The 14,668-nt window shown below is 69.9% G+C and carries 13 protein-coding genes; 2 read left to right on the forward strand and 11 right to left on the reverse strand.

What is annotated here, in order from left to right; genetic code table 11:
• Positions 1 to 146 precede the first annotated feature (146 nt).
• The 11 genes from AOQ37_RS23800 to AOQ37_RS23850 all read right to left on the reverse strand — a co-directional run bounded on the left by AOQ37_RS23800 (position 147) and on the right by AOQ37_RS23850 (position 12,259).
• Complete coding sequence (locus AOQ37_RS23800; RefSeq protein WP_062646675.1) at positions 147 to 1,004, reverse strand: shikimate dehydrogenase; 858 nt, start codon at positions 1,002 to 1,004, stop codon at positions 147 to 149.
• Entirely contained in the window at positions 985 to 2,739 is a 1,755-nt protein-coding gene (gene mltG / locus AOQ37_RS23805) for an endolytic transglycosylase MltG (protein WP_078890328.1), read from the reverse strand. The genes AOQ37_RS23800 and mltG overlap by 20 nt, the downstream gene beginning before the upstream one ends.
• 123 nt (positions 2,740 to 2,862) lie before the next feature.
• Complete coding sequence (ruvX, locus tag AOQ37_RS23810) at positions 2,863 to 3,327, reverse strand: Holliday junction resolvase RuvX (RefSeq protein ID WP_062646677.1); 465 nt, start codon at positions 3,325 to 3,327, stop codon at positions 2,863 to 2,865.
• Positions 3,328 to 3,335: 8 nt separating this feature from the next.
• Positions 3,336 to 6,008, reverse strand: coding sequence for an alanine--tRNA ligase (gene alaS / locus AOQ37_RS23815; protein ID WP_062646678.1), 2,673 nt, complete (start codon positions 6,006 to 6,008; stop codon positions 3,336 to 3,338).
• Positions 6,008 to 6,364, reverse strand: a complete 357-nt coding sequence (locus AOQ37_RS23820; RefSeq protein ID WP_062646680.1) for a hypothetical protein — start codon at positions 6,362 to 6,364, stop codon at positions 6,008 to 6,010. The genes alaS and AOQ37_RS23820 overlap by 1 nt, the downstream gene beginning before the upstream one ends.
• A 7-nt stretch (positions 6,365 to 6,371) precedes the next feature.
• Positions 6,372 to 6,812, reverse strand: a complete 441-nt coding sequence (locus AOQ37_RS23825) for a DUF948 domain-containing protein (protein ID WP_062646681.1) — start codon at positions 6,810 to 6,812, stop codon at positions 6,372 to 6,374.
• A gap of 183 nt (positions 6,813 to 6,995) precedes the next feature.
• Positions 6,996 to 7,610, reverse strand: coding sequence for a 30S ribosomal protein S4 (rpsD, locus tag AOQ37_RS23830; RefSeq protein ID WP_062646683.1), 615 nt, complete (start codon positions 7,608 to 7,610; stop codon positions 6,996 to 6,998).
• 304 nt (positions 7,611 to 7,914) lie between these two features.
• Entirely contained in the window at positions 7,915 to 9,270 is a 1,356-nt protein-coding gene (locus AOQ37_RS23835) for a replication-associated recombination protein A (RefSeq protein ID WP_062646685.1), read from the reverse strand.
• A gap of 59 nt (positions 9,271 to 9,329) precedes the next feature.
• Positions 9,330 to 9,986: a vitamin K epoxide reductase family protein gene (locus AOQ37_RS23840; RefSeq protein WP_062646687.1), complete on the reverse strand. Its 657-nt coding sequence runs from the start codon at positions 9,984 to 9,986 to the stop codon at positions 9,330 to 9,332.
• A 280-nt stretch (positions 9,987 to 10,266) separates the two neighbouring features.
• Complete coding sequence (gene hisS / locus AOQ37_RS23845) at positions 10,267 to 11,529, reverse strand: histidine--tRNA ligase (RefSeq protein ID WP_062646688.1); 1,263 nt, start codon at positions 11,527 to 11,529, stop codon at positions 10,267 to 10,269.
• A 13-nt stretch (positions 11,530 to 11,542) separates the two neighbouring features.
• Entirely contained in the window at positions 11,543 to 12,259 is a 717-nt protein-coding gene (locus tag AOQ37_RS23850) for an MBL fold metallo-hydrolase (protein ID WP_062646690.1), read from the reverse strand.
• A gap of 180 nt (positions 12,260 to 12,439) precedes the next feature.
• On the opposite strand from AOQ37_RS23850, the gene AOQ37_RS23855 reads away from it, so the two are divergent.
• Both AOQ37_RS23855 and AOQ37_RS23860 read left to right on the forward strand, forming a co-directional pair.
• The gene (locus tag AOQ37_RS23855; RefSeq protein ID WP_062646692.1) at positions 12,440 to 13,255 is read left to right on the forward strand and encodes a peptidylprolyl isomerase; all 816 of its coding nucleotides are present in this window, start codon (positions 12,440 to 12,442) and stop codon (positions 13,253 to 13,255) included.
• A gap of 157 nt (positions 13,256 to 13,412) precedes the next feature.
• Complete coding sequence (locus AOQ37_RS23860) at positions 13,413 to 14,642, forward strand: DUF349 domain-containing protein (RefSeq protein WP_062646694.1); 1,230 nt, start codon at positions 13,413 to 13,415, stop codon at positions 14,640 to 14,642.
• Positions 14,643 to 14,668 lie beyond the last annotated feature (26 nt).

A 14,668-nucleotide genomic window follows, 5' to 3' on the forward strand; every position in this document is an offset into this window, starting at 1 on the left:
GCTCTGCGTACACGCGTCCGTCGTGTACGTCGGTGGCGTGACCGGGTGCGCGGCCCTGGCCCGCCACCTCCGATCCTCCCACGTCCCGGCCCTGGAACCGGTCGCCGGTCCAGCAAGCGGACGGAGGGACGGCGGGGAGGGCGGGCTCAGGGGTGGGGCGAGGCCCCGCGGGCGGCGAGGGCGTGCTCGCCCGCCTTGCGCATGGCCTCCACCGGCGCCGGGATCCGGCCGGTCATCTGCTCCACCTGGAGGACCGCCTGGTGCACGAGCAGGTCGAGGCCGCTGACGACGGCGCCGCCGAACATCGACCAGCGGGCGGCCAGCTCGGTCGGCCACGGGTCGTAGAGCACGTCGAACAGTGTGGCGGGGCGCTCCGGCACCGAGGCGGCGAGGGCGTCCGTGGCTCCGGCCGGGGTGGTCGCGACGACCAGCGGGAAGCGCAGCGCGTCGGCGGCGTCCGCCCAGTCGGCGATCCGGACCTCGACGTCGAGCCGCTCGCCCCACTGCCGCATCTCGGCCGCTCGGGCCGCGCTGCGGACGTAGGCGACGATCTCGCCGGTGCAGACCCTGGCCAGGGCGGCCAGGGCGGAGGACGCGGTGGCGCCGGCGCCGAGGACCGCGGCCGAGTCGACCTGTTCGACACCGCGCTCGCGCAGGGCGGCGACCATACCGGGGATGTCGGTGTTGTCGCCGATCCGGCGGCCGTCCTCGGTGAACACGAGGGTGTTGACCGTCTCTACGGAGGCCGCCGTCTCGCTGATCTCGTCGAGCAGCGGGATCACCGCGCGCTTCAGCGGCATGGTCAGCGAGAGCCCGGCCCATTCGGCACCGAGCCCGGCGACGAAGGAGGGCAGGGCGTCCTCGTCGACGTCGAACCGGTCGTACGTCCAGCCGGTGAGTTCCAGTGCCTCGTACGCGGCGCGGTGCAGCACCGGGGAGAGGGAGTGGACGATGGGGCTGCCGAGTACCGCGGCCCGGCGGGCGTCAGTTGCCCGTGCTGGCATCGAACTTTTCCTTGAGTCTCTGGAATTCCGCGTAGGTCTTCGCGAATTCGGTGTTGCTCTCGCCGTCGGTCGCCACGAAATAGATCCAGCCGTCCGAGGTCGGATTCATCGTGGCCTTCAGCGCGTCCTCACCGGGATTCCCGATCGGTCCCGGCGTCAGGCCCTTGTTGGTGTAGGTGTTGTACGGGTCCTTGTTGCTGTTGATCTCGGACTCGCTGATATTGATCTTGCTCTCGCCCTTCAGGTAATTGAAGGTCGAGTCGAACTGGAGCAACTGGTTGGTCTGGTCGTTCGTCGGCTTGAGCCGGTTGTAGACGACCTCGGCCATCTTGCGGTAGTCGTCGTGCGTCTTGCCCTCGGCCTGGACGAGGCTGGCGACCGTGATGACTTGCAGCGGGCTTTCCAGCTTGAGCGTCTTGGCCTTGGCCTCGAGGTCGTACTCGCCGTACACCTCGTTGGCGTGGGCGACCATCGACCTCAGGACCGCCTCGGGCTTCATGCCCTTGGCCGCGCCGTAGGTCCCCGGGAAGAGGAAGCCCTCCAGCGGGTCCTTGATGTCCTCGTTGTCGTTCGCCCAGGCGGGCAGGCCGAACTTCTTGTAGCCGCTCTCCGCCACCTTCCGGGTGGCACCGGGGGCCAGTCCGAGTTTCGTGTCGATGGCCTTGTAGACGGCGACGTTCCGCTGCCCCGGGGTGACCAGCACGTTGGCCTGGCTGGCCGGGTCGAGCATCATCTCCACGGCGCTCTTCGCGGACATCTCCTTCTTCAGGATGTACGCGCCCGCCTGGATGCCGCCCGCCTCGGGATTGTTCGTGACCGCGGAGACGAACGCGTCCACGCTCTTGACGACGCCGGCCTCCTTCAGCAGGCGGCCGATGGCGGCGCCGCCGGAGCCCTTGGGCACCTGGATGCTGACGGTCTGTTCCGTGCCGTCGCCCGTGTAGTCCGGAGCCGCGGCGTAACGATTCTTGTAGTAGTCGTAGCCGAAATAGCCGACGCCCGCGACGCCGCCGCCGAACACCAGCACGACGACCAGACAGGCGCAGCCGCTGCGGCTCTTCCGGCTCTTCGTGCCCTTGCCGCCCCGGCCCCGCCGGTCGCCGCGGCCCTCCGCCTCGTCGTCGTCCTCGTCGTCCTCGGCCCCGCCGCCCGCGAAGAACGCGTGCTCACCCTGGTCGGGCCCGGGGTCCCAGTCGGTCTTCGACCCGGCCTCCGCCTCGGGCTCCGGTTCGGGCTCGGAGCGCCGCCGGGCGGGCGGCTCCGGCGGCGGGTACGCCTCCGGGGTGCCGTAGAAGTCGGGCTGTTCGGCGCCGTAGGCCGCGGCCTGTTGTCCGTAGGGGTCGCCCGGGTCGGCGGCGTAGGGGACATGGGCATGGGTGCCCGTGCCGTCCCAGCCGCCCTCCTGGTACCCCTCGTGGAAGGCCTGCTGGTCGTGCTGGGCGTACTGCTGGTCCTGAGCGGCGTACTGCTGCTGGTCGTAGCCCTGGTACTGCGGGTCGTACTGCTGCTGAGCGTAGTGCTGCTGCTGGTCGTACTGCTGCGCCTGTCCGTGACCCCAGTCGCCGTACTCCTGCTGCTGCGGCTGCTGCTGCGGGTAGTGGTGGTGCTGTGGCTGGCCGCCGTAGGCAGGCTGATGGCCCGTGGGGGCCTGCTGCCCTTCCCATCCGCCGTCCCCGTACAACGGGTCCTCCGGATGCCACGGTTCGGAGCCTGGGCCCCGGCCATACTCAGTCATCGATCCCCTAGAGCCGCGAGGCGGCGATCACGCGGCTTTCTCAGGCCCGTCACCGTTCCGTCTCTCTCTGTGCGGCTGCTGTTCGAACACCGCCGCATCGCGCGGAACGTTACCGTATCGCGATCAGACAACCACTTCGACGCCCTCGCCCGGCGCTGCACCTGACACCCGTTCGGATTCCAGTGCCTGCTGAAGGATGATCACAGCGGCTGCCTGGTCGATCACCGAGCGGCCCTTCTTCGCTTTCACACCCGAGGCACGCAGTCCCTGACTGGCTGTCACCGTCGTCATCCTCTCGTCCACCAGACGTACGGACACGGGCGCGATTTTGTTCGCCAGCTCCTGTGCGAAGCCGCGGACCTTGACCGCCGCCGGGCCCTCGCCCCCCTTGAGGGAGCGAGGCAGACCCACGACGACCTCGATCGGCTCGTACTCCTCGACCAGTTGTCCGAGTCGGCGGTAGGCCGCGGGGAGGTCCCGGCCGGGGACCGTCTCCACCGGAGTGGCGAGGATCCCGTCGGGGTCGCACGAGGCGACCCCGATCCGGGCGTCCCCGACGTCGATCGCGAGTCGACGGCCCTTCCGCATCGTCCGGCTCACTTGGCCGTTTCCGCCACGAGCCGCTCGACGGCGTCGACGGCGTCGCCGACGGCGGCCGGGTTCTGGCCACCGCCCTGGGCGACGTCCGGCTTGCCGCCACCGCCGCCGCCGAGGGTCTTGGCGGCCGTACGGACCAGTTCACCGGCCTTGAGACCGCGCTCGCGGGCCGCCTCGTTGGTGGCGATGACCGTCAGCGGCTTGCCGTTGTTCACCGTGAACAGGGCGACCACGGCGGCCCGGCCGCCCTGGATGCGGCCGCGCACGTCGAGGACGAGCCTGCGCAGGTCGTCGGGGGTCGTGCCGTCCGGGACCTGACCGGTGACGACGGCGACACCGCTGACGTCCTTGGCGGACTCCACGAGACCGGCGGCGGCCTGGAGGACCTTCTCCGCGCGGAACTTCTCGATCTCCTTCTCGGCGTCCTTCAGCTTGCCGAGCATGGCGGAGACCTTTTCCGGGAGCTCCTCCGGACGGCCCTTGATCAGCTCCTGGAGCTGGGCGACGACCGTGTGCTCCCGGGCCAGGAAGTTGTAGGCGTCGACGCCGACGAGGGCCTCGATGCGGCGGACCCCCGAGCCGATCGACGACTCGCCGAGCAGCTTCACCAGGCCCAGCTGGGAGGTGTTGTGCACGTGCGTGCCACCGCACAGCTCCTTGGAGAAGTCGCCGATGGTCACCACCCGGACCCGCTCGCCGTACTTCTCGCCGAACTCCGCGATGGCGCCCTGCTTCTTGGCCTCGTCGATGCCCATGACCTCGGCCTGGACGTCCAGGTCGCGGGCGAGGATCTCGTTGATCTTCTGCTCGACGTCGGTCATCACCGCCGTCGGGACGGCGGACGGGGAACCGAAGTCGAAGCGGAAGCGGCCGGGCTGGTTCTCGGAACCGGCCTGGGCGGCCGTCGGGCCGAGGGCGTCGCGCAGCGCCTGGTGGGTGAGGTGGGTGGCCGAGTGGGCACGGGCGATGGCCGTGCGGCGGCGGCGGTCGATCGAGGCGTGGGCCTTGGCGCCGAGCGTGACCTCGCCGACCTGGACGACGCCCTTGTGGACGTACACGCCGGGCACCGGCTTCTGGGTGTCGCGGATCTCGATGACGGCGCCGGTGTCCACCCTGATGCGGCCGGTGTCGCCGATCTGGCCACCGCCCTCGGCGTAGAACGGGGTGCGGTCGAGGACGATCTCGACCTCGTCGCCCTCGGTGGCGGCCGGCGAGGAGGCACCGTCGACGAGGATGCCGACGATCGTCGACTCGCCCTCGGTGTCCGAGTAGCCGATGAAGTCGGTCGCCCCGGCACGGTCGGCGATCTCGCGGTAGGCGCCCACGCCGGCGTGCCCGGTCTTCTTGGCCTGGGCGTCGGCCTTGGCGCGCTCCCGCTGCTCCTTCATCAGGCGGCGGAAGCCGTCCTCGTCCACGGACAGCCCCTGCTCGGCGGCCATCTCGAGGGTGAGGTCGATCGGGAAGCCCCAGGTGTCGTGGAGCAGGAAGGCCTTGTCACCGGCGAGGACCGAGCCACCGGACTGCTTGGTCTCGGTGACGGCGGTGTCGAGGATGTTGGTGCCGGCCTTGAGCGTCTTGAGGAAGGCGTTCTCCTCGGCGAGGGCGACCTTCTCGATGCGCTCGCGGTCGGTGACGAGCTCGGGGTACTGCTGGCCCATCATCTCGATGACGGTGTCGATGAGGTCCTTGACGACCGGACCGGTGGCACCGAGGAGGCGCATGTTGCGGATGGCGCGGCGCATGATGCGGCGCAGGACGTAACCGCGGCCCTCGTTGCCGGGGGTGACACCGTCGCCGATGAGCATCACGGAGGTGCGCATGTGGTCGGTGACCACGCGCAGCGAGACGTCCGAGTCGTGGGCCTCGCCGTACTCGACACCGGTCAGCTCGGTGGCCTTCTTGATGACGGCCATCGAGGTGTCGATCTCGTACATGTTCTGCACGCCTTGCAGGATCATCGCCAGACGCTCGAGTCCGAGGCCCGTGTCGATGTTCTTGCTGGGCAGCTCGCCGAGGATCTCGAAGTTGTCCTTGCCGATGCCCTCGCCGCGCTCGTACTGCATGAAGACGAGGTTCCAGATCTCCACGTACCGCTCGTCGTTGACGGCGGGGCCGCCCTCGACACCGAACTCGGGGCCGCGGTCGTAGTTGATCTCGGAACAGGGGCCGCAGGGTCCGGGGACGCCCATGGACCAGTAGTTGTCCTTCATGCCGAGGCGCTGGATGCGCTCCTTCGGCACGCCGACGACCTCGTGCCACAGCCGCTCGGCCTCGTCGTCGTCCTTGTAGACGGTGATCCAGAGGCGCTCCGGGTCCAGGCCGTAACCGCCCTTGTCCTGGGGGCTGGTGAGCAGCTCCCAGGCGTACTTGATGGCGCCTTCCTTGAAGTAGTCGCCGAAGGAGAAGTTGCCGCACATCTGGAAGAACGTGCCGTGGCGGGTGGTCTTGCCGACCTCTTCGATGTCGGGCGTGCGCACGCACTTCTGCACGCTGGTGGCGCGCGCCCACGGCGGCTTGACCTCACCGAGGAAGTACGGCTTGAAGGGGACCATGCCGGCGGGGACCAGGAGCAGAGTCGGGTCGTCCGCGATGAGCGACGCCGAAGGGACGACGGTGTGCCCGCGCTCCTCGTAGAAGCTCAGCCAGCGGCGGCGGATCTCGGCCGACTCCATCAGTGGTCCTCATTCCGGTTGTGCGAGTACGTCGTGTTCTCGATGTGCTCGGGGTACGTGGGGGTACTGCGGTTGTTCTCGATGGCGGTGTACCGCCGGGGCGCGGGGAGTTCGGGGTCCGCGTGGATCCCCAGCGCCTCCCCCAGCTCGGCCTCCCGCTGGGCCATGTTGTCGCGGACGTCGAGCGCGAAACCCACCGCGCGGTCCTTGAGGCGCGCTCCCGTCTCGAGCGCCTTGTTGGCCGCGGTCGCGGCGAGGCTCTCGGGGGTCAGCTGCTTCAGCTTGCGATTGACCTTGGTGGTGGCCCAGACACCGGCGGCGACGCCCGTGGTGAACCAGAAGGTACGGCGGAACATCGCGGTCTCAGTCCCTCTTTCCACGGGGCTTGCGCTTCTCCCGCCGGGAGACCGTTCGGCCCACGATCACGGTGCGCCGGGGTTCCCTGGCGGGCACGTCGTCCTTGCGGCCGCCGAGGGCCCGGCGCACGCCGTAGCCGAAGGCGGCGACCTTCACCAGGGGGCCGCCGAAGGTGGAGGCGACCGTGGTGGACAGCGCCGAGGCGTTCGACGTGACTTCCTGGACGTCGGTGGCGATCGCGTCGACCCGGTCGATCTGGGTCTGCGCGGAACGCACCGCGGCGGAGGCGTCGGCCAGCAGCGGGACGGCCTGCTCGGTCACGTCGGCGACGAGTCTGGTGGTCGCCCTGAGCGTCTGGGCCAGCCTCGCCAGCGCGACGGCCAGGAAGGAGACCAGGATCGCCCAGAACACGGCCACCAGGATGCCGGCCACCTCTCCACCGGACACTGCGCACCCGCTCCCTGTCTGACGAACACCTATCTCTGGAGGCGAGCCTATCGCGCCGGCGCCGGCGTTCCGTACCGGATTAGGCGTGCGAAAGCCCGCCGTCCCACCTGCCCGGAAGGGCAGGGGGACGACGGGCCTTGACGCAGAAGTCCTACGACCGCCGCGGACCGATCCGGAAGGGGATCAGCGGGCGTAGTACTCGACGACGAGCTGCTCGTCGCAGATCACCGGGATCTCCTTGCGGTTCGGCTCGCGGTCCAGGCGGAACGCCAGGGCGCCGAGGTTCACCTGGAGGTAGCGCGGGGTCTCGCCGTCGGGGGCGAAGCCACCGGCGCGGGAGACCTCGAACAGCGTCTTGCCGCGGCTGCGCTCGCGGACCATGACGACGTCGTCCGGCTTGACGCGGAAGGACGGCTTGTCGACCTTCTGGCCGTTGACCTCGATGTGGCCGTGGACGACCATCTGGCGGGCCTGGTAGATCGTGCGGGCGATGCCCGAACGCAGGACCAGCGCGTCGAGACGGCGCTCGAGCTCGATGATCAGGGCCTCACCGGTCTTGCCCTGGACCTTGGAGGCACGCTCGTAGGCGCGGACGAGCTGGCGCTCGGACACGTCGTACTGCGCGCGCAGACGCTGCTTCTCGAGCAGACGGACCTTGTAGTCCGAGTTCTGCTTGCGGCCACGGCCGTGCTCGCCCGGCGGGTAGGGGCGGGCCTCGAAGTACTTGACGGCCTTCGGGGTCAGCGCGATGCCGAGGGCACGCGACTTCTTGACCTTGGGACGGGACTGGTTAGCCACTGTCTTTTGTCTCTTTCCTGAATTTCGGCTTGTCAGAGTTAAGGGAGGTCGCATCCGCAGCCGGGGAGACCCGCCGGGTCCGCGTGGGACCTGTCGGGCAGCCGCTCCCCTGATCTGGGCACATACGTGCAGCACGCGAGTGGCCCACCGACCGTTCCCTGAGCTCCGGGTGGTGGTGGGCTGCCCGCGACACCGTTCGACGGTGCGCGACGCTCCTGGAGCGAGGTCCGAGGACCGGTGCTCCGGCCGACTGTCCTGTTCTGACTGCACGGGACGCGGCACTTCGGGCGAGTCTACAGGGTGCTCAGGACCCGTCGCGACCGAGGTGCTGCCTGGTCCACTCGACCGCGTCCGCGTAGCGGGCCTCGGCGCCGTGCCGGGTGGGCTCGTAGTACGCGCGGTCCTTGATGGCGTCCGGCGCGTACTGCTGGGCGGCGATGCCCTCGGGCAGGTCGTGCGGATACACGTACCCCTGCGCGTGCCCCAGCTTGGCGGCGCCCTTGTAGTGCCCGTCGCGCAGATGCGGCGGGACCGGGCCGGCCAGTCCCTTGCGCACGTCCTCCAGGGCGGCGCCGATCGCGGTCGTCGCGGCGTTGGACTTGGGCGCGAGGGCGAGGGCGATGGTGGTGTGGCTGAGCGTGAGGGCCGCCTCGGGGAAGCCGATCATGGCGACGGCCTGGGCGGCGGCGACCGCGAGGGGCAGCGCTCCGGGATCGGCGAGGCCGATGTCCTCGCTGGCGGAGATCATCAGGCGGCGGGCGATGAACCGCGGGTCCTCGCCGGCCTCGATCATGCGGGCCAGGTAGTGCAGGGCCGCGTCGACGTCCGAGCCCCGGATGGACTTGATGAGGGCGCTGGCGACGTCGTAGTGCTGGTCGCCGTCACGGTCGTACTTCACCGCCGCGCGGTCGACCGTCTGCTCCAGGGTCTGGAGGCTGATCTCGCTCTCGTCCTGGTCCAGGGCCGCTCCGGCGGCCGCCTCCAGGGCGGTGAGCGCGCGGCGGGCGTCGCCGCCGGCGATGCGCAGCAGATGCGCCTCGGTGTCCTCGGGGAGGGTGAGGGAGCCCTTGAGGCCGCGGTCGTCGGTCAGGGCGCGTCGGACGAGGTCGCGGAGGTCGTCGTCCGTGAGGGGTTCGAGGGTCAGCAGTAGGGAGCGGGAGAGCAGGGGCGAGATGATCGAGAAGTACGGGTTCTCGGTGGTCGCCGCGATCAGTGTCACCCAGCGGTTCTCGACGGCCGGCAGGAGGGAGTCCTGCTGGGCCTTGCTGAAGCGGTGGATCTCGTCGAGGAAGAGGACGGTCTCCTTGCCGTAGCCGCCGATGGCGCGGCGGGCGCCGTCGATGACGGCGCGCACCTCCTTGACGCCCGCGGTGATGGCCGACAGCTCGACGAACCGCTTGTTGGTGGCCTTGGAGACGACGTACGCCAGGGTCGTCTTCCCGGTGCCGGGCGGCCCCCAGAGGATCACCGAGGAGGGTCCGGCCGGGCCGGTCGCGCCCTCGCCGACCAGGCGGCGCAGGGGTGAGCCGGGCTTCAGCAGGTGCTGCTGGCCCACCACCTCGTCGAGGGTGCGCGGGCGCATCCGGACCGCCAGGGGGCTCCCGGCTGGGTCCTTCTCCTGGCGGTCTTCGGCTGCGGCGGTGAACAGGTCGGGCTCCACACGTCGGAGCCTACGTCAGAGGTCCGACAGTGGGCTTCGACGCCCTTGCGGTACGGGGCTCAGGCCCAGAGGTCCGCGCCCCAGCGGGTCAGGATCAGCATGGCGATGATGCCGACGTGGGTGACGGGCAGGACCCAGGTGAACTCGGCGAGGAAACGCCTCAGCCAGCCCGGCGCGGGCAGGAGGCCGTTGCGCACGTTGAACGAGGTGACGTACCAGAACATGGTGATCGTCGCGACCCAGGCCAGCGAGCACCACAGGCACAGGGCGTTGATCTCGTACAGCGACTGGTACTGGAGCCAGGTGCAGAAGCCCACGCCGAAGAGCGTGCCGAAGTTGAAGGTCAGCCAGTACCAGCGGGGGAAGGCGACCCGGGTCAGCAGGCTCATGCCGACGCAGATCACGATGCCGTAGGCGACGAGACCGAGCATCGGGTTGGGGAACCCGAAGGCGGCGGCCTGCTTGCTCTCCATGACGCTGCCGCAGCTGATGATCGGGCTGATGCTGCAACTGGGCGTGAAGGTCTTGCCCTCGACCTTGGCCTCGAGGATCTTGAACTTGTCGAGCGTGATGACCCATGCGGCGAGCAGACCGGCGGCGCCGGTGATCAGCAGCAGGATCGCGAACGCACGGCTGCCGCCCACGGTCCGGGGCTCGGTCGCGGCGACGCGCTCGGGCTCCTGGGTGGAGACGTCCTTGACTGTCGTCTTGCTCATCACGCCGATCCGTCACTTGAGAGTTGGACCATCTTCGGGCAGGGGCCATTGTGCCGCACCGGGCCGGGTGCGCACCGTTCGGTGCGCATAAGGAAGTACGTACGGCCGCCCCGCGGCGTTCGGTTCCGGCCAAGGCCAGGCGCGCGACGGCACACGCGCGCGGCCCCCGGGCGGGAGTCCCCTCGCGAGGGCGAACGGGCGGCCGCCGGGTTGACGCCCCGGCGCACGAGGAAGGCGCCGGGTCGGACGACCCGGCGCCTTCCTCGGACGGTGACGCCCGCTAGCCCAGCTTCGACTCGAGCTCGGCCACGATCTCGTTGACGCCGATCGCCGTCTGCTCGCCGGACTCCATGTCCTTGAGCTGGACGACGCCCTCGGCGAGGTCGCGTTCGCCCGCCACGATCGTGTAGCGGGCCCCGCTGCGGTTGGCGCTCTTCATGGCGCCCTTGAGCCCCCGGGAGCCGTACGAGAAGTCCGCCGCGACGCCGAGCTTGCGCAGTTCGGTGACCTTCGCGAAGAGGACCCGGCGGGCCTCCTCGCCGAGCGGGACGGCGAACACGGAGGTCGCGGCGGGCAGTTCCAGCTCCACGCCCTCCGCCTCCAGCGCCAGCACCGTGCGGTCGACGCCCAGCGCCCAGCCCACCGACGGCAGCGCGGGGCCGCCGATCATCTCGGACAGACCGTCGTAGCGGCCGCCGCCGCCCACCGCGGACTGGGAGCCGAGCCCGTCGTGGACGAACTCGAAGGTCGTACGGGTGTAGTAGTCGAGTCCGCGCACCAGCTTCGGGTCGTCCTCGAAGACCACGCCGGCCGCCGTGATCAGCTCCCGGACCTCCTCGTGGTACGCCTTGCACGCGTCGCAGAGGTAGTCACGCAGCAGCGGCGCGCCGCCGAGCTGCTTCTGGACCGCCTCGCGCTTGTCGTCCAGGACCCGCAGCGGGTTGATCTCCGCGCGGCGCAGCGTGTCCTCGTCGAGGTCCAGGCCCCGCAGGAAGTTCTGGAGCGCCTCCCGGTAGACCGGGCGGCACTCCTTGTCGCCGAGGCTGTTGAGCAGGATGCGGAACCGGCGCAGCCCCAGCGACCGGTACGCCTGGTCGGCCAGGATGATCAGCTCGGCGTCCAGCGCCGGGTCCTCCGCGCCGATCGCCTCGGCGCCGACCTGCGAGAAGTGCCGGTACCGGCCCGCCTGCGGCTTCTCGTAACGGTAGTACGAGCCCGAGTACCAGAGCTTGACCGGCAGGTTGCCCTGCTTGTGCAGGTTCGCCTCCAGGGCGGCGCGCAGTACGGACGCCGTGCCCTCCGGGCGCAGGGCCAGCTGATCGCCTCCCTTGGTCTCGAAGGCGTACATCTCCTTGCTGACGATGTCGGTGGACTCACCCACACCGCGCGCGAACAGGTTGACGTCCTCGAAGCCGGGCGTCTCGACGTAGCCGTAGCCGGAGTTGCGCAGCGGGGCGGCGATCGCCTCGCGCACCGCGAGGAACTTCGCGGACCGCGGCGGAATCAGGTCGTACGTGCCCTTGGGGGCCTGAAAGGTACTCACGGAAGGTCTCTCGTCACATTCCTCGTCGGGGAGGGGCGTGCGAACCCGCTCCCTGGCCGCCGGCCGCCACCTGCCGGAGATACCGGTTGGTGGCGCGCTCCTGGCCGATGGTCGTCTGGGGGCCGTGGCCGGACAGCACCACGGTCGAGTCATCGAGCGGCAGGCACACGCGGGCCAGCGACTCGAGCAGCTCGGCCATGTCGCCGCCGGGCAGGTCGGTGCGTCCGATGGAGCCGGCGAACAGCAGATCCCCGGAGAAGAAGACCGACGGGACGTCGGCCGTCTCGGGCATCCGGAAGCTCACCGACCCCTTGGTATGGCCCGGCGTGTGCGCGACGGAGAACTCCAGACCCGCCAGGTCCAGCCGGACGCCGTCGGCCAGCTCGCGGACGTCGTCCGGCTCCCCCACGGTCAGTTCGCCCATCAGCGGCATCCCGATGGACCGGCCGAGCGCCTTCTCGGGGTCGCTCATCATGTAGCGGTCCTCGGGGTGGATCCAGGCCGGCACGTCGTGCGCTCCGCACACGGGGACGACCGAGGCCACGTGGTCGATGTGGCCGTGGGTGAGGACGACGGCGACGGGCTTGAGCCGATGCTTCCTGATCGCTTCCTCGACTCCCGGGGCCGCCTGGTGGCCCGGGTCGATGATCACGCACTCCTCACCGGCGGCGGGGGCGACGAGATAACAGTTCGTCCCCCAGGCCCCGGCGGGGAACCCGGCAATGAGCACGATCGTCCTTCGTTTGTGTCGATACGCGTGGGCTTCTGGGCGGCTGCGCCAGTGGTCAGAGCCTACCGGCGCTGCCGATTCCTCAGCGAACCCATATACGGTACGGGGCACACGCAGGCGGTCGGCTCACAAGACGCACGCGTCCCAGTCGACGTACGAGACGCACGAGGAGAGAACCCGGTGGTCACCCAGGAACAGCGGAAGCGTCAGCTCGCCCGGGAGAAGTTCTTGCGGCAGCAGCAGAGGCGCACCTCCGCGCGACGCAAGGCGCGTGCCCGCAACTCGGTGATCGCGTCGGTCCTCGGCGTGATCATCATCGGCAGTGTGGCGCTGTACGCGACCGGTGTCATGAAGGACGACGACAAGGCGAACGCGAGCTCGGAGACGACGCCGTCCGCGACGCCCAGCGCCGTCAAGGACCCGTGCGAGAAGGCGGCCGCGGGCACGGTCAAGACGCAGACCTGGAAGAAGGAGCCTGCGGTCACGATCGACAAGTCGGCGAAGTACACGATGACCCTCGCGACGACGTGCGGGGACATCGACATAGCGCTCAAGGCGAAGGCCGCCCCGCACACGGTGAACTCGTTCAGCTTCCTCGCCGGCAAGGGCTACTTCGACCACACCAAGTGCCACCGTCTCACCACCAGCGGCATCTACGTCCTCCAGTGCGGCGACCCGACGGGCAGCGGCAGCGGCGGTCCCGGCTACACCATCCCGGACGAGAACCTGAAGGACGCCAGCCTCAAGAACAACATCTACCCGGCGGGCACGATCGCCATGGCCAACACCGGTCAGGCGCACACCGGCGGCAGCCAGTTCTTCCTCGTCTACCAGGACAGTCAGCTGCCGCCGAGCTACACGCCCTTCGGTACCGTCTCGGCCGACGGCATGAAGGTGCTGGCGAAGATCGCCGCCGCGGGCGAGAACACGGGCGCCGGTGACGGGGCCCCGAACGCGACGGTCGTGATCGACAAGGCGACGGTCACGAAATCCTGACGGCGACCTGCCGACCGAGGGGCGGTCAACTGCGCAATTTCGGTCGCGCTGGATGCGGACAGGCTGCCCGCCGGTCGCCTATGTTGGCCGTGACGAAACTGTGGACGATGCCCGGGGGCGCTGAAGCCCCTCGGAGGCATCATGTGGAGGAGGCGCTGTGAGCAGCGACCCGTGGGGCCGCGTCGACGAGACGGGGACCGTGTACGTGCGTACGGCCGACGGCGAGCAGGTGGTCGGTTCCTGGCAGGCAGGCTCCCCCGAGGAGGCGCTGGCCTATTTCGAGCGCAAGTACGAGGGCCTGGTTGTCGAGATCGGCCTCCTCGAGAAGCGAGTGAAGACCACCGATCTGTCGACGAAGGACGCGCAGGTCGCGATCGACCACATCCGCGAACAGGTCGACGCGCACCACGCGGTCGGTGATCTCCAGGCGCTGCGGGACCGGCTGGACAAGCTGGTGGCGACCGTCGAGTCGCGGCGCGAGGAGCGCAAGCAGCAGCGGGCCAAGCAGTCCGACGAGGCCCGCAAGGCCAAGGAGGACCTGGTCACCGAGGCCGAGCAGCTGGCCCAGTCCGACCAGTGGCGGGCCGCCGGTGAGCGGCTGCGGTCGCTGGTGGACACCTGGAAGGGTCTGCCGCGTCTCGACCGCAAGTCGGACGACGAGCTGTGGCACCGGTTCTCGCACGCGCGTTCGGCTTTCTCCAAGCGCCGCAAGGCGCACTTCGCGCAGCTGGACGCGCAGCGCGAGGAGGCCCGCCGGACCAAGGAGCGGCTGGTCTCCGAGGCCGAGGCGCTGTCCGGTTCGTCGGACTGGGGTCCGACGGCGGCTCGCTACCGCGAGCTGATGGCGGAGTGGAAGGCCGCGGGCCGCGCCCAGCGCGAGCACGAGGACGACCTGTGGAACCGCTTCCGCGGCGCCCAGGACGTCTTCTTCGCCGCCCGCAGCTCGGTGTTCGCCGAGCGGGACGCGGAGCAGACGGAGAACCTGAAGCTCAAGGAGGAGCTGGCCGAGGAGGCCGAGAAGCTCCTGCCGATCGGTGATCTGAAGGCCGCGCGTGCCGCGTTCCGCTCGATCAACGAGCGGTGGGAGGCCATCGGTCACGTGCCGCGCGACGCCCGGCCGAAGGTCGAGGGCCGGATGCACGCCGTGGAGCGGGCCATGCAGGAGTCCGAGGAGGCCGAGTGGCGCCGGACGAACCCGGAGGCACGCGCGCGTGCCGCGGGTCTGACGGGTCAGCTCCAGGCCGCCGTGGACAAGCTGCGGACCCAGATCGACGCGGCCCGTGCCCAGGGCAACACCGCGAAGGCCGACAAGCTGGAGCGTGAGCTGGAGGGCCGCCAGGCCCTGCTGGACCAGGCCCTGAAGGGTCTCCAGGAGTTCGGCGGCTGATCCGGGCCCCCGGCTCCCGGCCCGCC

The sequence above is a fragment of the Streptomyces maremycinicus genome, from assembly GCF_001184025.1.
Classification (GTDB): Bacteria; Actinomycetota; Actinomycetes; order Streptomycetales; family Streptomycetaceae; genus Streptomyces; species Streptomyces maremycinicus.